This window comes from Ancylobacter mangrovi (assembly GCF_024752335.1).
GTDB classification, from domain to species: domain Bacteria; phylum Pseudomonadota; class Alphaproteobacteria; order Rhizobiales; family Xanthobacteraceae; genus Ancylobacter; species Ancylobacter mangrovi.
The window spans coordinates 419,829-441,191 of sequence record NZ_JANTHY010000002.1 but is presented as its reverse complement, the minus strand read 5'-3'; the positions used below and the strand labels follow the sequence as shown (position 1 = coordinate 441,191).

General features: G+C 70.4%; 18 protein-coding genes. 7 read left to right on the top strand and 11 right to left on the bottom strand.

Translation table 11 applies throughout. The features are described 5' to 3' along the window. Positions 1-17: 17 nt before the first annotated feature. Positions 18-2,786 carry a DNA mismatch repair protein MutS gene (mutS, locus tag NVS83_RS07840; RefSeq protein ID WP_374115027.1) on the top strand — a complete coding sequence of 923 codons (2,769 nt, stop codon included), beginning with the start codon at positions 18-20 and terminating at the stop codon, positions 2,784-2,786. Positions 2,787-2,811: 25 nt separating this feature from the next. On the opposite strand, the gene NVS83_RS07835 is transcribed toward mutS, so the two are convergent. Beyond that, on the bottom strand, positions 2,812-3,723 hold the full coding sequence (locus NVS83_RS07835) for a LysR family transcriptional regulator (RefSeq protein WP_258738824.1): 912 nt from the start codon (positions 3,721-3,723) through the stop codon (positions 2,812-2,814). A 165-nt stretch (positions 3,724-3,888) separates the two neighbouring features. Here NVS83_RS07835 and NVS83_RS07830 point away from each other — a divergent pair, with 165 nt between their 5' ends. Continuing rightward, positions 3,889-5,346: an MFS transporter gene (locus NVS83_RS07830; protein ID WP_258731954.1), complete on the top strand. Its 1,458-nt coding sequence runs from the start codon at positions 3,889-3,891 to the stop codon at positions 5,344-5,346. A 115-nt stretch (positions 5,347-5,461) separates the two neighbouring features. Here the strand turns inward: NVS83_RS07830 and ppdK are convergent, their stop codons facing one another. Further along, on the bottom strand, positions 5,462-8,140 hold the full coding sequence (gene ppdK / locus NVS83_RS07825; RefSeq protein ID WP_258738823.1) for a pyruvate, phosphate dikinase: 2,679 nt from the start codon (positions 8,138-8,140) through the stop codon (positions 5,462-5,464). Positions 8,141-8,432: 292 nt separating this feature from the next. Here ppdK and NVS83_RS07820 point away from each other — a divergent pair, with 292 nt between their 5' ends. Beyond that, positions 8,433-8,831 carry a DoxX family protein gene (locus NVS83_RS07820; protein ID WP_258738822.1) on the top strand — a complete coding sequence of 133 codons (399 nt, stop codon included), beginning with the start codon at positions 8,433-8,435 and terminating at the stop codon, positions 8,829-8,831. A gap of 64 nt (positions 8,832-8,895) precedes the next feature. Here the strand turns inward: NVS83_RS07820 and NVS83_RS07815 are convergent, their stop codons facing one another. The 4 genes from NVS83_RS07815 to NVS83_RS07800 form a co-directional block, all read right to left on the bottom strand. Beyond that, positions 8,896-9,060 (bottom strand): DUF3096 domain-containing protein, encoded by a 165-nt coding sequence (locus NVS83_RS07815; RefSeq protein ID WP_258738821.1) that lies wholly within the window; start codon positions 9,058-9,060, stop codon positions 8,896-8,898. Positions 9,061-9,188: 128 nt separating this feature from the next. Next, positions 9,189-11,237 (bottom strand): glycine--tRNA ligase subunit beta, encoded by a 2,049-nt coding sequence (gene glyS / locus NVS83_RS07810; protein ID WP_258738820.1) that lies wholly within the window; start codon positions 11,235-11,237, stop codon positions 9,189-9,191. Positions 11,238-11,345: 108 nt separating this feature from the next. Next, on the bottom strand, positions 11,346-12,611 hold the full coding sequence (locus NVS83_RS07805; RefSeq protein WP_258738819.1) for an MFS transporter: 1,266 nt from the start codon (positions 12,609-12,611) through the stop codon (positions 11,346-11,348). A gap of 102 nt (positions 12,612-12,713) precedes the next feature. Then, positions 12,714-13,655: a glycine--tRNA ligase subunit alpha gene (locus NVS83_RS07800; protein ID WP_258738818.1), complete on the bottom strand. Its 942-nt coding sequence runs from the start codon at positions 13,653-13,655 to the stop codon at positions 12,714-12,716. A gap of 132 nt (positions 13,656-13,787) precedes the next feature. On the opposite strand from NVS83_RS07800, the gene NVS83_RS07795 reads away from it, so the two are divergent. From NVS83_RS07795 to NVS83_RS07785, 3 genes are all read left to right on the top strand, one after another. Next, positions 13,788-14,378: a hypothetical protein gene (locus NVS83_RS07795; RefSeq protein ID WP_258738817.1), complete on the top strand. Its 591-nt coding sequence runs from the start codon at positions 13,788-13,790 to the stop codon at positions 14,376-14,378. Positions 14,379-14,433: 55 nt separating this feature from the next. After that, complete coding sequence (xseA, locus tag NVS83_RS07790) at positions 14,434-15,996, top strand: exodeoxyribonuclease VII large subunit (RefSeq protein WP_258738816.1); 1,563 nt, start codon at positions 14,434-14,436, stop codon at positions 15,994-15,996. A gap of 120 nt (positions 15,997-16,116) precedes the next feature. Further along, entirely contained in the window at positions 16,117-16,341 is a 225-nt protein-coding gene (locus tag NVS83_RS07785) for a DUF2093 domain-containing protein (RefSeq protein ID WP_258731946.1), read from the top strand. A 7-nt stretch (positions 16,342-16,348) separates the two neighbouring features. Here the strand turns inward: NVS83_RS07785 and lpxK are convergent, their stop codons facing one another. The 5 genes from lpxK to NVS83_RS07760 are packed head-to-tail and all read right to left on the bottom strand — an operon-like array spanning position 16,349 to position 20,539. After that, positions 16,349-17,353, bottom strand: coding sequence for a tetraacyldisaccharide 4'-kinase (lpxK, locus tag NVS83_RS07780; protein WP_258731945.1), 1,005 nt, complete (start codon positions 17,351-17,353; stop codon positions 16,349-16,351). A gap of 5 nt (positions 17,354-17,358) precedes the next feature. Beyond that, positions 17,359-18,654 (bottom strand): 3-deoxy-D-manno-octulosonic acid transferase, encoded by a 1,296-nt coding sequence (locus NVS83_RS07775; RefSeq protein WP_258738815.1) that lies wholly within the window; start codon positions 18,652-18,654, stop codon positions 17,359-17,361. A gap of 5 nt (positions 18,655-18,659) precedes the next feature. Further along, positions 18,660-19,397 carry a lysophospholipid acyltransferase family protein gene (locus tag NVS83_RS07770; RefSeq protein ID WP_258738814.1) on the bottom strand — a complete coding sequence of 246 codons (738 nt, stop codon included), beginning with the start codon at positions 19,395-19,397 and terminating at the stop codon, positions 18,660-18,662. A 15-nt stretch (positions 19,398-19,412) separates the two neighbouring features. Beyond that, entirely contained in the window at positions 19,413-19,649 is a 237-nt protein-coding gene (locus NVS83_RS07765; RefSeq protein ID WP_258731942.1) for a DUF4170 domain-containing protein, read from the bottom strand. A gap of 44 nt (positions 19,650-19,693) precedes the next feature. Continuing rightward, positions 19,694-20,539, bottom strand: a complete 846-nt coding sequence (locus tag NVS83_RS07760; protein WP_258738813.1) for a 3'(2'),5'-bisphosphate nucleotidase CysQ — start codon at positions 20,537-20,539, stop codon at positions 19,694-19,696. 214 nt (positions 20,540-20,753) lie between these two features. Between NVS83_RS07760 and NVS83_RS07755 the strand changes: the two genes are divergently transcribed. Continuing rightward, entirely contained in the window at positions 20,754-21,341 is a 588-nt protein-coding gene (locus NVS83_RS07755; RefSeq protein WP_258738812.1) for a DUF6101 family protein, read from the top strand. Positions 21,342-21,363: the final 22 nt, after the last annotated feature.

The window sequence follows — 21,363 nt, the reverse complement described above, 5'->3', positions numbered from 1 at the left end:
TCTGCCAGCGTCGTTCCATGGATGCGAGAGCGAATGACACCACGTCCGGCGAGGTGAAGCGTGCACCCGGCGCGGGCGGCGCGACCGACCGCGTCACGCCGATGATGGCGCAGTATGTGGAGATCAAGACCGCCAATCCCGGCAGCCTGCTGTTCTACCGCATGGGCGATTTCTACGAGCTGTTCTTCGAGGACGCCGAGATCGCCTCGCGCGCGCTTGGCATCGTGCTCACCAAGCGCGGCAAGCATCTGGGCGAGGACATCCCGATGTGCGGCGTGCCCGTGGACCGCGCCGAGGAATATCTCAACAAGCTGATCGCCTGCGGCCACCGCGTCAGTGTGTGCGAGCAGACCGAGGACCCGGCCGAGGCGAGGAAGCGCGGCCCGAAGAGCGTGGTGCGGCGCGACGTGATCCGCCTCGTCACCCCCGGCACGCTGACCGAGGACGCGCTGCTCGACGCCCGCCGCGAGAACGTGCTCGCGGCTGTGGCCCGCATGCGCGGCAGCGAGGGCGAGGACGGCTATCTCTACGCGCTCGCCTTCGCCGACATTTCCACCGGCTCGTTCCGCGTTGCCGAGACCGATGCCGGCCGGCTCGCCGCCGACCTCGCCCGCATCGAGCCGGCCGAACTCCTGGTGGCCGACGCCGTCTATGAGGAGCCGCATCTGCGCCCGCTGTGGCGTGCCCTGCCGGCGGTGACGCCGCTGCCCAAGGAGAGCTTCGACGGCGCCAGCGCCGAGAGGCGGCTCGCCGGCTTCTTCGGCGTCGCCACGGTGGAGGCGTTCGGCAGCTTCACCCGCGCGGAGCTCGCCGCCTCCGCCGCCATCGTCGCCTATATCGAGCGCACCCAGCTCGGCGCCCGCCCACCGCTGAACCGTCCGCAGCGCGAAGGTGCCGCCGACGCCATGGTCATCGACCCGGCGACGCGCGCCAATCTCGAAATCCTGCGCACCACCACCGGCGAGCGCACCGGCAGCCTGTGCGCGGCGGTGGACCGCACCGTCACCGCCGCCGGCGCGCGGCTTCTCGCCCGGCGTCTCGCCGAGCCGCTCACCGATCCCGCCCGCATCGCCGCCCGGCTCGACGCGGTGGAGCACCTTGCCGACGAGGCGGCGCTCGCCGGCGCGCTGCGCGAGCGTCTCGCCGGGGCGCCCGATCTCGCCCGCGCGCTCTCGCGCGTGGCGCTGGGCCGCTCCGGGCCGCGCGATCTCTCCGCCATCGGGCGCGGTTTAGCCGAAGGCGGCGCGATCGCCGAGTTGATCGCGGCCTCTCCCGCCCCCGCCGAGCTCGCCGCGGCCGTCCGCGCGGCGAGCGGCGTCGACCCCGCGCTCGCACGGATGCTCGGCGCCGCGCTGGCCGACGAACTGCCGCTCAACCGCCGCGACGGCGGCTTCGTCCGTGCGGGCTATTCGGACGAGCTCGACGCCACCCGGGCGATGCGCGACGAGAGCCGGCGCGTGGTGGCGGCGCTGGAGCGCCGCTACGCCGAGGAGACCGGGGTCCGGTCGCTCAAGATCCGGCACAACGCCGTGCTCGGCTATTTCGTCGAGGTCTCGCAGCAGAACGCCGAGCGCCTGCGCGAGCCGCCGTTCGACGCCGTGTTCGTGCATCGCCAGACCATGGCCGGGGCGATGCGCTTCAAATCGACCGAACTCGCCGAGCTGGAGGCGAAGATCGCCAGCGCCGGCGAGCGCGCGCTGGCGCTGGAACAGGCGATCTTCGACGAGCTGGCCGCCGCGGTGCTGGAGAATGCGGAAGCCATCCGCGCCTGCGCCGAGGCGCTGGCGGTGATCGACGTCGCCGCCGGCCTCGCGCGGCTGGCGGTGGACGAGGGCCATGTGCGCCCGGAGGTCGACGACGGGCGCGACTTCGCGATCGAGGGCGGGCGCCACCCGGTGGTCGAGCAGGCGCTGCGCCGCGAGCACGGCCCCTCGGGCGGGCCCTTCGTCGCCAATGACTGCGAGCTCTCCCCGCCGGAGAACGCGAAATCCGGCCGCATCTGGCTGGTGACCGGCCCCAACATGGCGGGCAAGTCGACCTTCCTGCGCCAGAACGCGCTGATCGCCATCCTCGCCCAGGCGGGCGCCTTCGTGCCCGCGCGGGCGGCGCGCATCGGCGTGGTGGACCGGCTGTTCTCGCGCGTCGGCGCGGCGGACGACCTCGCGCGCGGGCGCTCCACCTTCATGGTCGAGATGGTGGAGACCGCCGCCATCCTCAACCAGGCGACCGAGCGCTCGCTCGTCATCCTCGACGAGATCGGGCGCGGCACGGCGACCTTCGACGGCCTCTCCATCGCCTGGGCGAGCCTTGAGCACCTGCACGAGGTGAACCGCTGCCGGGGCCTGTTCGCCACCCATTTCCACGAGCTGACCGCGCTCTCCCAGCGCCTCACCCGCCTCGTCAACGCGACGGTGAAGGTGAAGGAGTGGGAGGGCGAGGTGATCTTCCTGCACGAGGTGGTGCCGGGCGCCGCCGACCGCTCCTACGGCATCCAGGTCGCCAAGCTGGCCGGCCTGCCGCCGGCCGTGGTGGCGCGGGCCAAGGCGGTGCTGAGCGAGCTCGAGGACGCCGACCGCGCCGCGCCCGCCCAGCGCATCCTCGACGACCTGCCGCTGTTCGCCGCCATCAACCGCGCGCCCGTGGCCGAAGCTGCGCCGGCGCCGAAGGCCGACCCGGCCGCGCAGGCGGTGAAGTCCGCGCTGGCGGGGCTCGACCCCGACGAGATGACCCCGCGCGAGGCGCTGGAGGCGCTCTACCGGCTGAAGGCGGCCGCGAAGGGCGGGTAGGCGCGCGCCGGAACGTCCGTAGCGCTCACCCCGTCCGCCCGGCCAGACGCTCGGGCGGGCTCTCGGCGAAGCAGGTGCGCAGGTTTTCGATGAAGAAGGTGGCGAGCCGCGACAGCCGCTCCGGGCGGCAGACGGCGTAGAGCCGGATCGTCATGCGCGGGGCGAAGCGCAAGCGCTTGACCTGCGGGTATTCGCGCCAGTTCAGCATGTCGCTCGGCAGCAGCGCCACGCCGACCCCCGCCTGTACCAGCGACATGGCGACGGTGGGGTGGTTCGCCTCCACGCCGACATGGAACGGCACGCCCGCCTCCTCGAAGGCGGCGGCGACGCCCACCGCCCAGGGCAGGTTGAAGTTGAACGAGATCAGCCGCTCCCCGGCGATGTCGCGCGGGGTGATCTCGTCGCGCCGCGCCAGCGGCGAGTTGACCGGCACCGCGCAGATGACGTCGAGCCCCGTGAGGTCGATCGCCTGCAGCGAGGCGTCCGGGATCGGGCCGTAGAGCACGCCGAGGTCGACCTGATTGCGCGCGATGCGGGTCACGATTTCGTGCGACGAGAGGATCCGCATCGAGAAGTTCACCTGCGGGCGCTCGACCAGGAAGCGGGCGATCGGCGCCAGCAGCAGGGTCGTGGTGATGCCGGGCGTGGCGGCCACCTGCAGCCGCCCGGTATGGCCGCGCTGCAGGTCCTGCACCGCGCGCTGCATCTGCTCCACCGTGTCGAAGATGCTCTCCGACAGCGCGAACAGGTCCTCCGCCTCGCGGGTGGGATGGAGCTTGCCGCCGCGGCGGGTGAAAAGCGGCATGCCGATCAGGTCTTCGGCGTGCTGGAGGATCTTGCTCGCGGCCGGCTGCGACAGGCCGAGGAACTTGGCCGCGCCCGTCACCGTGCCGGTGCGCATGATGGCCCAGAACACCTCCATCTGCCGAATGTTCATGCCGCTCACGGACCGTGCGCTCCCCGTCCCGACGGTTGCCCGATGCCACCCATTCCTCAGGTTATGGGCGGCGTCGGATTTGGAATTGGACGGCAGCGAAAGTCGAGTGTTTTTCGGGGGTGCCGCGTTATTCGCGATGATCCCCCTTGCAGCCGGTCCAGTTCCTTGCACGCTCCTTATACAGCCCGCACGCCCTTCCTCACGCTGTTTCCCGCGATCATGCTGCCGATGTTCCTCGCGATCATCGACCAGACCATCGTGGCGACCGCGCTGCCGACCATCGGCCAGGAATTCGGCAGCGTCGGGCGGCTGTCCTGGATCATGGTGTCCTACCTCGTCGCCATCACCATCTCGGCGCCGGTGTTCGGCGTACTGGGCGACAGCTTCGGAAGGCGGCGCCTGCTGCTGATCGCGCTGTTCCTGGTCGCGGTGTTCTCGCTGATGTGCGCCATGGCCACCAGCGTCGAGATGCTGGTGATCGGCCGCTTCGCGCAGGGGTTGGGCGGGGGCGGGCTGATGACGCTGTCGCATGCGCTGATCGGCGAATCCGTGCCCCCGCGCGAGCGCGGCCACTACCAGAGCTACACCGCCTCGATCGCCGTGACGGCGAGCACGCTCGGGCCGGTGATCGGCGGCATCCTCGCCGAATATCTCGGTTGGCAGTCGGTGTTCCTCATCAACCTGCCGATCGCCGCGGTCGCGGCGATGCTGGTCTGGCGCCTGCCCTCGCCGCCGCTGATGCCGGAGGATTTCCGCTTCGACTATCCCGGCGTCATGCTGTTCTCGCTGCTCGTGACCTTCGCGCTGGTGGCGCTCGAGCAGCTCCAGAACCCGGCCGACCTCTCGGTCCCGACCTTCAGCGCGCTGGTCGCGGCCGTACTGGTGCTGCTGCCGATGCTCATCTGGCGCGAGCGCCGCGCCCTGCTTCCGCTGCTGCCGCTGAACCTGCTGCGGAGCCCGGCGATCTGGCGCAGCGACACGCTCGCCTTCATGCACGGCGCCTGCATCGTGTCGCTGCTCACCTTCGTGCCGATCTATCTGTGCGTGGTCCACGGCGTCTCGGCCGGGCAGGCGGGCCTCATCATGCTGCCGATGACGGCGGGCGTCGGCATGGGCTCGATCCTTACCGGCCGGCTGGTGAGCAAGACCGGCCGCACCGCGATCTTCCCTACCGTGGGGCTGACGGCCGCCGCGCTGAGCCTGATGGGCTTCGCCTGGCACTCGCCCGACATGTCGACCACCGCGGCCTCGATCTCGCTGGGCGTGACCTCGTTCTTCATGGGCAGCGTGATGGCGGTGGTGCAGATCACCGTGCAATGGGCGGCGGGGCCCGAGCGGCTGGGCCGCGCCGCCGCCTCGGTGCAGCTCTCGCGCTCGCTCGGCGCCGCCTTCGGCACGGCGCTGGTCGGCACGCTGATCTTCATGATGATCAATCTGGCGCACAGCGACGCCTCGCGCATGCTGAGCGACCTGCTGCGTGCCGATCCGGCGACGCTGGCCGCGGTCACGCCGGCGATCCGCCACGACATCGCGGTCGCCTTCCGCGCCGGCTTCATGATGATCGGCGCCATCGCCCTGTGCGCCGTGGCGCTGGCCTCGACGCTGCCGCTGCGCCGCCTCTAGGCGGAAAAACCGACCGGACGGGCGAAACGCAAATGGCCGGGCAGGCCCGGCCATCGCGTCGTCATCGGGTTCTGGCGAGGCGCGTCCTTGCGGGCGGGCCTCGCGTGACCGCGCCTTACGCCTGGCTGGCGGCCTGCGTGCGCAGCGCGGCCTGGGCCGCGGCGAGCCGGGCGATCGGCACCCGGAACGGCGAGCACGAGACGTAGTCGAGCCCGACCTCCTCGCAGAAGGCGACCGAGGCCGGGTCGCCGCCATGCTCGCCGCAGATGCCGAGCTTCAGCTTCGGGCGTACCGAGCGGCCGCGATCGGTGGCGATCCGCACCAGCTCGCCCACGCCCTCGGTGTCGATCGAGACGAACGGGTCGACCTCGAAGATGCCCTTGGCGACATAGGTGCCCAGGAACGTGCCGGCATCGTCGCGCGAGATCCCGTAGGTGGTCTGGGTGAGGTCGTTGGTGCCGTAGGAGAAGAACTCCGCGGTCTCCGCGATCTCGCCCGCCTTCAGCGCGGCGCGCGGCAGCTCGATCATGGTGCCGACCTGGTAGTTCAGCGTGGCGCCGGTCTCGGCCTCGACGAGGCGCGCGACGGTGTCGATCGACTCCTTGACCAGGTCGAACTCCCGCTTGCCGGTGATGAGCGGCACCATGATCTCCGGCACCACCGGCTTGCCGGTGGACTTCTCCGCCGCCACCGCGGCCTCGAAGATGGCCCGCGCCTGCATCTCCGCGATCTCCGGGAAGGCGATGGCGAGGCGGCAGCCGCGGAAGCCGAGCATCGGGTTGAACTCGTCGAACTCCTTCTTGCGGGTCGCGAGCTTGGCCGGGCTCACGCCGAGACCCTCCGCCACCTCGGCGATCTCCTCGTCCGTGTGGGGCAGGAACTCGTGCAGCGGCGGGTCGAGCAGGCGGATCGTGACCGGCAGGCCGTCCATGATCTCGAACAGCTCCTGGAAGTCCGAGCGCTGGGCGGCGAGCAGCTTGGCGAGCGCGGTGCGCCGGCCCTTCTCGTCGTCGGCGAGGATCATCTCGCGCACGGCGCGGATGCGCTCGCCGTCGAAGAACATGTGCTCGGTGCGCGAAAGGCCGATGCCCTCGGCGCCGAAATTCTTCGCCGTGCGGGCGTCGAGCGGGGTCTCGGCATTGGCGCGCACCTTCAGGCGGCGCACGCCGTCGGCCCAGCCCATCAGCGTGCCGAACTCGCCCGAGAGCTCGGGCTGGAGCGTGGGCACGGCGCCGGCGATCACCTGGCCGGTGGCGCCGTCGACGGTGAGGATGTCGCCCTTCTTGAGCGTCACCCCGCCCGAGGTCAGCGTGCTGGCGGCGTAGTCGACGCGGATGGTGCCGGCGCCGCAGACGCAGGGCTTGCCCATGCCGCGCGCCACCACGGCGGCGTGCGAGGTCATGCCGCCGCGGGTGGTGAGGATGCCCTCGGCCGCGTGCATGCCGTGGATGTCCTCCGGCGAGGTCTCGATGCGCACCAGGATGACCTTGCGGCCCTGGCTCTTCAGCAGCTCGGCGTCGTCGGCCGAGAACACGATCTCGCCCGAGGCGGCGCCGGGCGAGGCCGGCAGGCCGGTGCCGATGATGTTCTTGTCCGCCTTCGGGTCGAGCATCGGGTGGAGAAGCTGGTCGAGCGCGGCCGGGTCGACGCGGGCGATCGCCTCCTCGCGGGTGATGACGCCGTCATTGGCGAGCTCGACCGCGATCCGCAGCGAGGCCTTGGCGGTGCGCTTGCCCGAGCGGGTCTGCAGCATCCACAGCTTGCCGCGCTCGACGGTGAATTCGAGGTCCTGCATGTCGCGATAGTGCGATTCCAGCACCCCCGCGATACGCCGGAACTCGGTGAACACGTCCGGCAGCGCCTTCTCCATGGAGGGCTTGTCGGAGCCCGCCTCGATGCGCGCGGCCTCGGTGATATTCTGCGGGGTGCGGATGCCCGCCACCACGTCCTCGCCCTGGGCGTTGATCAGGAACTCGCCATAGAGCGCGTTCTCGCCGGTGGACGGGTTGCGGGTGAAGGCGACGCCGGTGGCGGAGCTGTCGCCCATATTGCCGAACACCATCGCCTGCACGTTCACCGCCGTGCCCCAGCTCTCGGGAATGGTGTGGAGCCGGCGGTAGACGATGGCGCGCTGGTTCATCCAGGAGCCGAACACGGCGCCGATGGCACCCCAGAGCTGGTCGGCCGGCTCCTGCGGGAACGGGCGGCCGAGCTCATGCGCGACCAGCGCCTTGTAGCGGACCACGATCTCCTTCCAGTCGTCGGCGGTGAGATCGGTGTCGAAGCCGTAGCCGTTCTCGGCCTTGAAGCCGTCCAGCACCTCTTCGAAATGATGGTGCGGGAAGTCGAGCACCACGTTCGAGTACATCTGGATGAAGCGGCGGTAGCTGTCATAGGCGAAGCGCGCATCGCCGGAGGAGGCGGCCAGCGCCTCGACGGTGACGTCGTTCAGCCCGAGATTGAGCACCGTGTCCATCATGCCGGGCATGGAGGCCCGCGCGCCCGAGCGCACCGAGACCAGCAGCGGGTTCGCCGGGTCGCCGAAAGTCCGCCCGCTCAGCTCGCCGACATGGGCGAGGGCGGTGTCGACCTGGGCCTTGAGGTCGTCGGGATAGGAATTGCCGTGGGCGTAGTAGTAGGTGCAGACCTCCGTCGAAATGGTAAAGCCGGGAGGAACCGGCAGACCGAGATTCGACATTTCCGCGAGGTTAGCGCCCTTCCCGCCGAGCAGGTTGCGCATATCCGCTGCACCTTCCGCAGTGCCGTCGCCGAAGGTGTAGACCCATTTCGTCATTTCGGAAGCCCTGTTGGTGTGAGGCGCCAGCCACCCCATCGCCCTGGTGGAAATTGCGATGAGGCCAAAAATTAAGCACCGACAATAGGTTCGCACGGGAGAGGACGAGCGTGCCGGACCCTTTCCCAAGGAATGGTCTAGCCCGTTGAGGGGTTTCGTTCAATCCATCATTCGCAGTGCATCATGGCCTCCTCCTTTCGCACCGGAATGTGAGCGGTGCCCGATTGCCGGCCGGTCGCGGCTGGGGCAGGTTCTGCGCGCCGGAATCATCCTCGCCGCGAAGGGGCCCCACATGATTGGCTTTCTCAACCGACTCGCACCCCACGCCCTCAGCCTGCTGCGCGTCATGTCCGCGCTGCTGGTTCTGGAGCACGGGACGACCAAGATCCTCGGCTTCCCCGTGACCCAGATGTCGGGCATCGGCCTCACCACCATGCCGGGCATGGCGGGCATCATCGAGCTCGTCGGCGGCCTGCTGCTGCTGATCGGCCTGTTCTCGCGCGCGTCCGCCTTCATCCTTTCGGGCATGACGGCGGTGGCCTATTTCCTGGTCCACGCACCGCAGGACTTCTTCCCGGTGGTGAACGGGGGCGAAACGGCGGCGCTCTACTGCTTCGTGTTCTTCTACCTCGTCTTCGCCGGTCCCGGCCCGTGGAGCGTCGACTGGCTCCGCGGCGCCGAGAGGGCATGAGCCTGCGGCGGAAGAGGGATCAGCGCACGACATGCCCGGGCCTTCGGCCCGGGCATTTTCACGTTCAGGGGGTGAGGCTTTCGAGCCCGCCATGGCCGAGCAGGCCGACCACGCCGACGAAGATCAGGTAGATCGCGACGATGAAATTGAGCAGGCGCGGGATCACCAGAATGAGGATGCCCGCGATCAGCGCGACGAACGGCTGAAGGGTAATGATGTTGATGTCCATGAAAACGCTCCGAAGGGTGGCAACGCCTTAAGCGAGCGGGCCGGCGGAAGGTTCCCCCATGCGCTCATGACATCGGCACGTTCTTCGGACGCGTTTCCCGGCGCGCGGCCCCTGCGGGGCGCGCCCGCTCAGCCTTCGATGCGGTCGAAATCGGCGATGGCGCGCGTGGCGGTACGGATATCCGCGAGCAGGCGCAGGCGGTTGGCCCGCAGCGCCGGATCGGGCGCGTTCACGGTCACCTTGTCGAAGAAGGCGTCGACCGGCGCGCGCAGCTTTGCCATCTCGGCCATGGCAGCCTCGAAATCCTCCGCCTCCAGCGCCTTCTCGATCGGCTCGCCGACCTTGGCGATCGCTTCGGCGAGCGCGCGCTCCTCCGGCTCGTGGAGGAGCACGAGGTCGACGCCGCCGGCATAGGAGACGCCGTCCTTCTTCTCCTCGATGCGCAGAATGTTGGCCGCGCGCTTGTAGCCGGCCAACAGGGTGCGTCCGTCATCGGTGGCGAGGAACCGGCCCAGCGCCTCGACCCGCTTGACGATCAGCAGGATGTCGTCCTGCCCGGGAAGGGCGAACACCGCGTCGACCAGATCGTGCCGCGCCCCCTGCTCGCGCAGGTGCACCTTCAGCCGGTCGGCGAAGAAGGTGAGGAGCTCCGGCTCGACGATCTCGGCGAGCCGGAGCCGCAGCCCGTTCTCCAGCACGAGGCGCACCACGCCCAGCGCCGCGCGGCGCAGCGCATAGGGATCCTTGGAGCCGGTCGGCTTCTCGTCGATGGACCAGAAGCCCACCAGCGTGTCGAGCTTGTCGGCGAGCGCCACCGCCACCGAGACCGGGGCGGTCGGCACGCGGTCGCTCGGCCCCTGCGGCTTGTAGTGCTCCTCGGCCGCCAGCGCGATTTCCTCCGGCAGGCCCTCGAGGCGGGCATAGTACTTGCCCATCAGCCCCTGCACCTCGGGGAACTCGCCGACCACTTCCGTGCGCAGGTCGCTCTTGGCGTAGAGCGCCGCCTCGCGCGCCAGCTTCGCGTCGGCGCCGACGAGGGGGGCGAGCGTCTCGGCCAGCGCGGCGATGCGTTCGATGCGCTCGAACTGCGAGCCGAGCTTCTCGTGGAAGGTGACGTTGGCGAACTTCTCCAGCCGCTCGGCGAGCGGCACCGTCGCGTTGGTCCGGCGGTCCGTGTCCCAGAAGAACTTGGCGTCCGACAGGCGGGCGCGGATGACCCGCTCATTGCCGGCGATGATCGCCTTGCCGCCGTCGCTGGCCTTCAGGTTCGAGACCAGGATGAAGCGGTTGGCGAGCCGCCCGCTGGCCGGGTCCTTCAGCACGAAGCATTTCTGGTTGGCGCGGATGGTGGCGCGGATCACCTCGTCCGGCACGTCGAGGAAGCTCTCGTCGAAGGTGCCCATGAGCACCACCGGCCATTCGACCAGGCCGCAGATCTCGTCCAGCAGGCCGGCGTCCTCGACCAGCTCCAGCCCCTGCGCGAGCGCGAGGTCCTTGGCGTCGGCGAGGATGATGTCCTTGCGCCGCTCGCGGTCGGCGACCACGAAGGCGGTCTCGAGCTTGGCCATCCAGTCCTCGAGCCGGCGCACGCGGATCGCGCCGGGGGCGAGGAAGCGGTGGCCCTGTGTGACGGCGCCCGAGGCGATGCCGTCGACCTCGAACGGGACCACCTCCGGCTCTTCGGTCTCGGGCCCGAAGGTGCACAGGATCGACTGCAGCGGGCGCACCCAGCGCAGGCTGCCCGAGCCCCAGCGCATCGATTTCGGCCAGGGGAAGGAGCGGATGATGGCGGGCACGATCTCGGCCACTACCTCGGGCGTCGGCCGGCCGGGCCGGTGGATGCGGGCGAGGTAGAAGTCGCCCTTCTTCGGGTCGCTCTCGACGATCGCCTGCTCGATCGATTCCAGCCCCGCCGCCTTCAGGAAGCCCTGGATCGCGCCCTCGGGCGCGCCCACGCGCGGGCCCTTGCGCTCCTCGTGGCTGTCGGGCTGCCCGGCGGGCAGGCCGTGCACGGCGAGGGCGAGGCGGCGCGGGGTGACGAAGGCCTTGGCGCCCTCATAGACGAGCCCGCGCTCGACCAGCGCGTCGGTGACGAGCTTGCGCAGGGTCTCCGCCGCGTCGGCCTGCATGCGGGCCGGGATTTCCTCGCTGAAGAGTTCGAGCAGTAGATCGGGCATGGAACGGTTCGATGCGCTGGCGGGTGGGCGGGCGCCCGCCCCGGAGGAATGTCGCCGGACGCCCTAGCACGGGACGGCGCGCGACGGGAGTGCGGATTTGTCTCGCGCTCAGCCCAGCGGCCGGCCGCGGGTTTCCTTCAGCGTCAGCGCGGCGATGAACGACACCGCCGAGATGGCCATGAGGTAGAGCGCCGGCCCCATGTCGAGCTGCTCGCGGTTGACGAGGTAGACCGCGACCATCGGCGCGGTGCCGCCGGCGAGGCCGAGCGCCACGTTGTAGCTGAGCGAGAGTGCGCTGCAGCGCGTGGCGGGGCGGAACATCTCCACCAGCACGCAGGGGATCGGCCCGGCGAAGGAGGCGATGAGAACGGCGAAGCCGAGCTGGCCGATCAGCGCCTCCTCGGCATTGCCGGCGCTGAGCAGGCGGAACAGCGGCCAGGAGAACACCACCATGCCGGCGAGCCCGGCGCAGATCACCGGCTTGCGCCCGACGCGGTCGGTCAGGGCGGCGAACACCGGCGCCAGCACCAGCACCACGATCATCGAGATGGTGTTGATCTGCAGCGAGAGCCGGTCGGGCAGGCCGTCCACCTGCTGCATGTAGGTGGTGAGGTAGACGAACAGCATGTAGAAGCCGGCGCCGAGCGTGAGGTTCAGCGCCACTGCGCGCAGCATGCTGGCCCCGTCCGTGCGCAGCGCGACGAGCAGCGGCAGCTCGCGCATCGCGGCATGGCCCGGGCCGGGCCGCGGCGGCTCGTGGGCTTCGGCGTCGATGGCGGTGCGGCGCAGATAGAGCGTGAAGCCGCCGAGCACGATGCCGAGCAGGAACGGGATCCGCCAGCCCCAGGCGAGCAGGGCGTCGCTCGACATCATCATCGCCGTGACCGCCCCGACCATCGAGCCGAGCAGCGTGCCGCCCGAGGCGCCGCAGCCGGCGAAGGAGGTGAGCAGGCCGCGCCGGCCGGGGCGCGCGTTCTCGGCGAGGAAGATGGCGGAGGTGGTGTACTCGCCGCCGATCGACAGCCCCTGCAGCAGGCGCAGCAGCAGGAGCAGCACCGGCGCCAGCACGCCGATGGTCGCGAAGGTCGGCAGGAGGCCGATCGCCACCGTCGAGCAGGTCATCATCGCCGCCGAGATCAGCAGCGCCTGCCGCCGGCCGTAGCGGTCGCCCACATGGCCGAACACCACGCCGCCGATCGGGCGCATCAGGAAGGAGGCGGCGAAGATGCCGAAGGCGGAGATCAGCCCGACGAAGGCGTCGCTCTCGGGAAAGAAGTTCTTCGCGAAGATGGCGGCGAGGAAGCCGTAGGCGGCGAAGTCGTACCATTCGAGCGCGTTGCCCAGCGCGCCGGCGACCAGCGTGGCCGGGCTCACGCCGCCTTCGGATGGACGGGTAACGCGGTAGGATGGCTGGTCAAGGCTCGTCACGGACACGGCGAAGCTTCCATGAGGCGCGGTGGAGGGAAGGTGGATGGATCAGGCGGCGGGGGCGCCGCCGGCATCGGTGGCGAGCCAGGCCGCCCCACAGGCCTTGGCGAGCTCGCGTACGCGCAGGATGTAGCTCTGGCGCTCGGTCACCGAGATGACGCCGCGCGCGTCCAGCAGGTTGAACACGTGGCTCGCCTTGATGCACTGGTCATAGGCGGGCTGGGCCATGAGATGGCGGCTGCGGTCGGCGCTCCAGCCGGCCTCGAGATATTTCGCCGCCGCGCCTTCGGCCATGCGGAACTGCTCGAACAGCATGTCGGTGTCGGCGAACTCGAAATTGTGCCGGGAATATTCCTGCTCGGCCTGCAGGAACACGTCGCCATAGGTGACCTTCTCGTCGCCCTCGCGGCCGTTGAAGTTGAGGTCGTAGACGTTCTCGACCCCCTGCACATACATGGCGAGGCGCTCCAGCCCGTAGGTCAGCTCGCCCGAGACCGGGGTGCATTCGAAGCCGGCGACCTGCTGGAAATAGGTGAACTGGGAGACCTCCATGCCGTCGCACCAGCATTCCCAGCCCAGCCCCCAGGCGCCGAGCGTCGGGCTTTCCCAGTCGTCCTCGACGAAGCGCACGTCGTGCAGGTTGAGGTCGATGCCGATCGCCTCCAGCGAGGCGAGGTAGAGGTCCTGGAGGTTGGACGGGGAGGGCTTCAGGATCACCTGGTACTGGTAATAGTGCTGCAGCCGGTTGGGGTTCTCGCCGTAGCGCCCGTCCTTGGGCCGGCGCGAGGGCTGCACATAGGCGGCCTTCCAGTGCTTCGGGCCCAGCGCGCGCAGCGTGGTCGCGGGATGGAAGGTGCCGGCGCCGACCTCCATGTCGTAGGGCTGCAGCACCGCGCAGCCCTTGTCCGCCCAGAAGGCATGGAGCGCGAGGATGAGCCCCTGGAACGACTTGTCGGGGCGCATGTGCGGCGGCAGGGCGGGATCGATCATTGGAGAGGCCGGCAGTTGGCGGGAAAGGGGCGCAACCTAGGCTGCGCCGGGCGTGCGATCAAGCGCGGCGGGCGCTCCGGCAGCGGTAGATGGTAGTCTGACGCCCTCGACACATCCAACACAGGCTCCACCATGCCCCTCGTGCATCAGATGAAAGCTATTCAATTGATCGAGGCGGCGACGGGTCAGCAATTGCTAAAGGCGACTCCACCGTGGCTGCTGCGGCCAGGAGCCCAAGAATGTGCGGGGCGTTGGTACCTCCTGTGCGATATTTACCGTGCACTCACCGGTCTCAATTTGCCGGAGCAGATGCCACGTCGCGAATCGAGGCGCATCGATGCGATATTGCCGGAGCAGGCGGGACCGCGGGTCGTCGAGATTGACGAAGGTCAGCATTTCAACCTCCACAGGAAGCTGACGCTGGATACGTACCCAGCTGATGTGCCGCTAGCCTTCGACCGAAATGTATGGTGCGTACGATCGAACCGTGAACCCCGTCCCCGGAGTGGGGGATGGGCAGCACCCAAGCCGCCGTTGTTCCCGGGTAGCGGAGGGCGTCATCTGCAGCGGGCGTTTCGCGACGCGCTGGCCGATATACTGCCGCCGCTACACGGCTATGCTCCCACGTTGCGTATAGCTGATTTCGAGGTCGCGTTCTGCGGTGCGGCGGTCAATCCCGTTGCTGCCATGCGGGAGCTCCTGGTTGCCAAGGGGGTGCTGTGAAGTCTAGGGGTGGCGGCCGTTTCCGCTCGTCCGCGAAACCGGTTATGACATCATCATGTCTGACTTTTTGACAGAATCACCAACCTCCAATGCCGCCGACTGGACCGTCTCCGAACTCTCCGGGGCGCTCAAGCGCACCGTTGAAGACGCGTTCGGCCATGTGCGCGTGCGCGGCGAGATTTCCGGCTATCGCGGGCCGCACTCCTCCGGCCACGCCTATTTCAGCCTGAAGGACACCAGCGCCCGGCTCGACGCCGTGGTGTGGCGCGGCACCTTCCAGCGCCTGCGGCTCAAGCCCGAGGAAGGGCTGGAGGTGGTCGCCATCGGGCGCATCACCACCTTTCCCGGCAAGTCCTCCTACCAGATCGTCATCGAGCAGCTCGAATTCGCCGGTGCCGGCGCCATCATGGCAATGCTGGAGGAGAGGAAGCAGCGCCTCGCCGCCGAGGGCCTGTTCGCCGCCGAGCGCAAGCGCCGCCCGCCCTTCTTGCCGCGCGTGGTCGGCGTCGTCACCTCGCCGACCGGGGCGGTGATCCGCGACATCCTGCACCGCCTGTCGGACCGCTTCCCGCGCCACGTGCTGGTGTGGCCGGTGCGGGTGCAGGGCGACACCTGCGGGTCGGAAGTCGCCGCCGCCATACGCGGCTTCAACGCGCTGGAGCCCGGCGGCCCGGTGCCGCGCCCGGACGTGCTGATCGTCGCCCGCGGCGGCGGCTCGCTCGAGGACCTGCTCGGCTTCTCCGACGAACAGGTGGTGCGCGCGGCGGCGGAGAGCGCCATCCCGCTGATTTCCGCCGTCGGCCACGAGACCGACGTGACGCTGATCGACTTCGCCTCGGACCTGCGCGCCCCGACCCCGACCGCCGCCGCCGAGATGGTGGTGCCGGTGCGCGGCGAACTCGTCGCCGAGGTGGAGGGCCTGCATGCGCGGCTCGGCGGCGCGCTCGCTCGGGGCGCGGAATACCGGCGCGCCGAGCTGCGCGCGCTCGCCCGCCTGCTGCCGAGCGCCGACGCGCTGCTCGCCGTGCCGCGCCAGCGCCTCGACGTCGCCGGCCAGCGCCTGCCGCGTGCGCTGAAGGCCAATGCGAGCGCGCACCGCCTTCGCCTCACCCGCGCCGAGGGCGGGCTGGCGCCGCAGCGCCTGTCTGTGCTGGTCGAGCGCCGGCGCGAGCGGTTCGAGCTGGTCCGCGGGCGGCTGGCGAGCGCGCTGCGCGCCAATGAGAACGCCCATCGCGAGCGCATTGCCCACGGGCGCGAGCGGCTGATGAGCGTGCATGCGCGCCTCGCACCCTGCCTCGTCCGGGGCAATGAGGAGCGCGCGCGCCGGCTCCGCGCGCTCGAGCAGCTCATGCAGGCGCTGTCCTACAAGGGCGTGCTGGCGCGCGGCTATGCGCTGGTGCGCGACGCTTCGGGCGCGCCGGTGCATGCGGCGCGCGAGGTGGTCGCCGGGCAGGGGCTGGAGATCGAGTTCCGCGACGGCACGGTGGCCGCGGTCGCGGCGGGAGCCGGAGACGTTCCGCCGGCCGCTGCGCCCGCGCGCGGGGCAGGGCGGGGTACGCGCAAGTCCAGTCGGGGCTTGCCGAAGGAGCCCGCGCAGCCCACCTTGTTCGAGACCTGACGCGCCCGGTCCGGGCGCATCGCCGGCCGATGCCGGCGGCCCGACTTGCGGCCGGGGTCCCCGTTTCATTATGTTGTCCCGCCGGCCACAGGAGGGCGCCGCCATGCGCCGCCACGCACGATGAACCGCTTCGAACGATTTTCCGCCTCCGGCGAGGCCGAGGTCCGCTATCTCGACGGCGACTTCCGCGTCGTGCGTCCGGGCACCTATGTGCGCTGCGCGGTGACCGGCCAGCCGATCCCGCTCGACGAGCTGCGCTACTGGAGCGTCGACCTGCAGGAAGCCTACGCCACCCCCGAGGCCGTGCTCGCCCGCCTCTATCCCGAGCGCGTGCGCGCGCGCTGAATGCGCGTCAGGCGATCGCGCCGGCCAGCATCCGGTCGAGCGCCTTGGCGCTGTGCGGCTCCAGTGCGAGACGGACCGGGAGCACCTCGGAGGCTTCGAGCAGCCCCTCCCCCGCCTCGCTTCCGGCAAGGCGCACCGCGTCCTTCTCCGTGGTGACGAGGAGCAGGTCCTCCTCCTCCGCCTGCTGGCGCAGCTCGGCCGCCTCCGCCGCCGTGAAGACGTGGTGGTCGGGAAATTCCCGCGTCACCACCGGCAGCACGCCGAGGCTCTTCAGCGTCTCGAAGAACTTTCCCGGACGGCCGATCCCCGCATAGGCCAGCACCCGCCGGCCGAACAGCCGCGCCACCGCCTGCGCCTCCGGCGCCAGCCGCCCGCGCAGCACGACGAGGCCGGCCGCGTAGCCCTCGCGCGCGACCCGCTCGCCCGGCGCGCCCTCGCCCAGCACCAGCAGCGCCTGCGCGCGCGCGAGCTGCGGGCCGAGCGGCGCGCGCAGCGGCCCGGCCGGCACGCACAGCCCGTTGCCCACCCCCACCCCGGCATCGACGACGAGGATCGACAGCGACTTGGCGAGCGCCGGATTCTGGAACCCGTCGTCCATCAGCAGGATGTCGGCGCTGTCTTGCACCGCGGTCAGCGCGCCGGCGATCCGGTCGCGGGCGACATAGGTCGGGGCGGCGCGTGCCAGCAGCAGCGGCTCGTCGCCGACATCCTCAGCGTGGTGATGGGCGGGGTCGACCTGCACCGGCCCGTGCTCGCGCCCGCCATAGCCTCGGGTGAGGATCGCCGGGCGCCGCCCCTGCCGCGCGAGGCGGCGGGCGAGATGGATCGCGGTCGGGGTCTTGCCGGCGCCGCCGACGGTCGGGTTGCCGATGCAGACCACGGGAAGCCCGACCGAGGCGCCGGTCCCGCGCATCCGCGCCAGCGTCAGGGCCCCGAGCACGGTGCCGAGCGGGGAGAGCAGCTTCGCCATTGTGCTGCGCTCGCGTCGCCACCAGAAGTCGGGCGCCTGCATGGTCGCTAATGCCTTTCCAGCCTTATCTGCACCAGGTAGGGATCGATGGCCGCGAGCGTGCGCTCCAGCGCGCCGCCGAAGCTCGCCACCGTCGTCTTGCCGGCCTCGATCATACGCTGGCGCACGGCCCGTTCCGCCAGCAGGGTGAAGGCGGTGGCGGCGAGCGAGCGCGCGTCGGTGACCGGCGCGGCGCCGCGGCTGGCGTCGAGCGCGCCGTAAAGATCGCTGAAATTGGTGACGTGCGGGCCGTGCAGGATGGCGGTGTCGAGCTTGATCGGCTCGATCGGGTTCTGCCCGCCCTTGCGCACCAGCGAGCCGCCGAGCAGCGCCACCGGGCCGAGCCGGTAGAACAGGCCGAGCTCGCCGATGGTGTCGGCGACATAGATCGAGGTGCCGCGATCGGGCAGGTAGCCGTCCGAGCGCAGCACGGCGGGGCAGCCGGCCTCGCTCGCGAGCGCGATCACCGACAGGCCGCGCTCGGGATGGCGCGGGGCGATGATGGTGAGCAGGTTCGGCCGCTCCTTGGCGAGGCGCTTATGGGCCTCGATCACGATCTCCTCCTCGCCCGGATGGGTGGAGGCGGCGACCAGCACCTCGCGCCCCGCCGAGGCGGCGCGCAGCGTGTCGAAGGCGGCGAGGTCGACGGGCGGCGGGGGCGAATCGAACTTCAGGTTACCGGTCACCGCCACCCGCGGCGCGCCGAGCTGCGTCAGCCGCTCGCCGTCGTCCGGTCCCTGGGCGAGGCACAGGTCGACCCGGCCGAGCAGCGCCTTCACGCTGGTCGAGATGCGCTGCCAGCTGGCGAAGGATCGCGGCGACATGCGCGCGTTCACCAGCACCAGCGGCACGCGGCGCGCGTTCACCTCGATCAGGATGTTGGGCCAGAGCTCGGATTCCACCAGCAGCACGAGGTCCGGGCGCCAGTGCTTGAGGAAGCGGCGCAGGAACAGCGGCGAATCGAGCGGCACGAACTGGTGCACGATGTCGGGCGGCAGCCGGCTCGCGGCGAGCTTGGCCGAGGTGAGCGTGCCGGAGGTGAGCAGCACGTTGAATCCGCGCGCGCGCAGCCGGTCCATCAGCGGCAGCACCGCCAGCATCTCGCCGACGCTCGCCCCGTGCAGCCACACCAGCGGTCCCTTCGGCCGCGGCGCGCTGGCATGGCCGTAGCGCTCGCGCAGCCGCGCCGGGTCCTCCTTGCCGCGCTTCAGCCGGCGCGCCAGCAGCAGGCGCACGAAGGGCGGCGCCAGCCAGGTGCCGAGCCGGTAGAGGCGGATCAGGAAGGTGGAGCGCGGTCTAGCCATGCATGCTAGCCCTGCGTGTTTCCGTCGGCGATGGCGGAAGGATGGGGAAGCTGCGGGGCGCGCCGGCCGACCAGTTCCTCGGCGCGGGCGGTCGCGACCTCGAGCTGGCGCTGCACCTCGCGCCGCGCGGCCTCCATCTCCTGCGCGTCGGCATCGGCGGGCACGCGCACGCCGTCGCCCGCGACTACCGCCGCCCGGCCGAACGGCAGGTGGATCGCCGCCCGGTCCCAGGAGCGCGCGAGGATGCGGTTCGAGGTGGCTATGGCCACCGGATAGATCGGCCGGCCGGAATGCTTGGCGATGGTCACCACGCCGAGCCCGGCATGGCGCGCGATCTTCGGCACGTCCGCGGTCATGGCGACGTTGGTGCCTTCCGACAGGTGGCGGATCATCTCCAGCGTCGCGTTGAAGCCGCCCTTGGTGCGGAAGTCGCGCCCCTGCGCGCCGGAACCGCGCACGGTGCCGATGCCAAGCGCCTCGGCGGCGATGGCGTTCACGTCGGCGTCGGCGCTGCGCGAGATCATGACCCGTGCCTTGTGGTGGGGCTTTACCAGGAACGGGGTGAGGAAGTGCTGCCCATGCCAGAAGGTCAGGATCATCGGCAGCTGCACTTCGGCGAGATCGTACAGATCCGCCGGTTCCATCACCACGCGCTGGGTCCGCCAGACGAAACGCAGATACGATGCCATGCCGCGACCGAGCGCGGTGCGCACCGCCTGCGACGTACGCAACTTACGCCACATGGACCCGGGCCGGGCTCAGCGGCTGCCGGTGCTGGTCTCGGGATCCAGCAGGCGGTGGAGATGGACGATGAAGTAGCGCATATGCGCGTTGTCCACGGTCTGCTGCGCCTTCGCCTTCCAGGCGGTATGGGCGGTCGCGTAGTTCGGATAGATGCCCACGATGTCGAGCGAGTCGAGATCCTTGAAGGTCACGCCGCTGATGTCCTCGAGTTCGCCGCCGAAGACGAGATGGAGAAGCTGGGGGCTGTTCATGTTCCCGGTCGATTCCCGTTGCATAGCGATCCTGCGAACCCGCCTCAGCGCGCCCCGCCCGTCAGGGAGGGATGCAGCCGCAGGCCGGCCGAAACCAGCGCTCCATGACGAGGCACGGGCGCGTTATAGGCCAGGGCGAGGCCGTCGAGTGTTGTCAGGCGTCCGCCTGCTTCGTGCACCAAAAGGTCGGCGGCGGCAAGGTCCCAGTCATTGCCATTGGGCGACGCAAATGCCGCATCCAGCTCGCCGGTGGCGACGCGCGCGATGCGCAGTGCCAGCGAACGGATGCGCGGGACGCGGTGGAACGTGTCATGCCCCTTTATGTGGCTCTGCCACTGCGCCGGCCCGTCGACCATCGCGCCGGCGGCGAAGTTGCGCTCGGAGACGCGGATCGGCAGGCCGTTGCGGGTCGCGCCGCCGCCCTGGACGGCGACGAACAGCTCCTCGGTCGCGGGGGCGAACAGCGCGCCGGCGATCGGACGCCCGTCCTCCACCAGCGCCGCTTCCACGCACCAGTCGAGCCCGCCGGACATGTAGGAGCGGGTGCCGTCGATCGGGTCGACGATCCACACCCGGCGCCGCGACAGGCGCGAGGGCTCGTCCACCGTCTCCTCCGACAGCCAGCCATAGTCCGGGCCGATCAGGCTGAGCCGCTCGCGCAGCATCACGTCGACGGCGAGGTCGGCCTCGGTGACGGGGGAATCATTGTGTTTCGACCACGATTTCACGCCGGTGCGGAACATGGCGAGCGCCACCGCCCCGGCGGCGACGACGGAGTCGGCGAGGTGGCGGGCGGCGATGGCCGGGTCGGCGAGAGGGTCGTGATGTCGCGTCGGGAGCGGACCCTCGGGTGCTCCGCCCGGCGCCTCTGTCGGGGGTTGGTTCATCATGGGGGATTAGGCGGTCGCTGCCGCTCTGGCAAGCCGTATGTCGGGTCCGGACCCGCTCAAATCAAGCTTTCGCGACAAGGTTTCATCAAGCATGCGCCGGAAATCCGCCCGCGAAGAAACGGTCAACCATGTCGATTAAGCCGTCTGCGACCGGGGCGGGTCTAGCTTTGCCGCAACACCGGGCCGCGAGAGCCCGAAAGGACGGCGGGGTTGCATGATGAACTGCCAGCTCAAGTCGGAGGCGCTGCCTCCCATCACGGCCTATCCCCATGTGGCGCTGGACCTGCCAGCCGGCGCCGAGGGCTGGCCGGTGACGTTCCAGTCGATCGACCCGTGCGCGGATGGCGGTGTGCGGCTCGTCGAGCTGCACCGCGACCATCTGCTGCTGCGCCGGCGCATGGCCGGCATTCCGATGAAGCTGCGGATCGACATGGCGGCCTATGAGGGGCTGGCCGTGGCGCTGCTCGATCCCGACGGCGAAGGCGAGGGCGTCGCGGTGGTGCTGCTGCATCCCGATCCGGCGCTGTCGGTGACGCTCTACAGCGCGCCGCATATCGACGACGTGGTCGCCGAGTGGCGGCGCTGGAGCGCCGAGCTCGGCCGGCCGATGCTGGTGACCGAGGCCGACGGCTCGCGCTCGCCCGCCTATCCCATGCTCGGCCGCCTCACGGTCGCCGGGGTGCTGGCGCGCCGGCGACGGCGCGGGGCGCTGAAGGATCGCCGGCCGAGCGTGTTCCGCCGCCGCGCGGCCGGTCGCCCGCTCGCCCGCTGCGCCGGCGGGCCGGACGTCTCCGGCACCTGAGATGAGGCGCATCCGCGCCCGA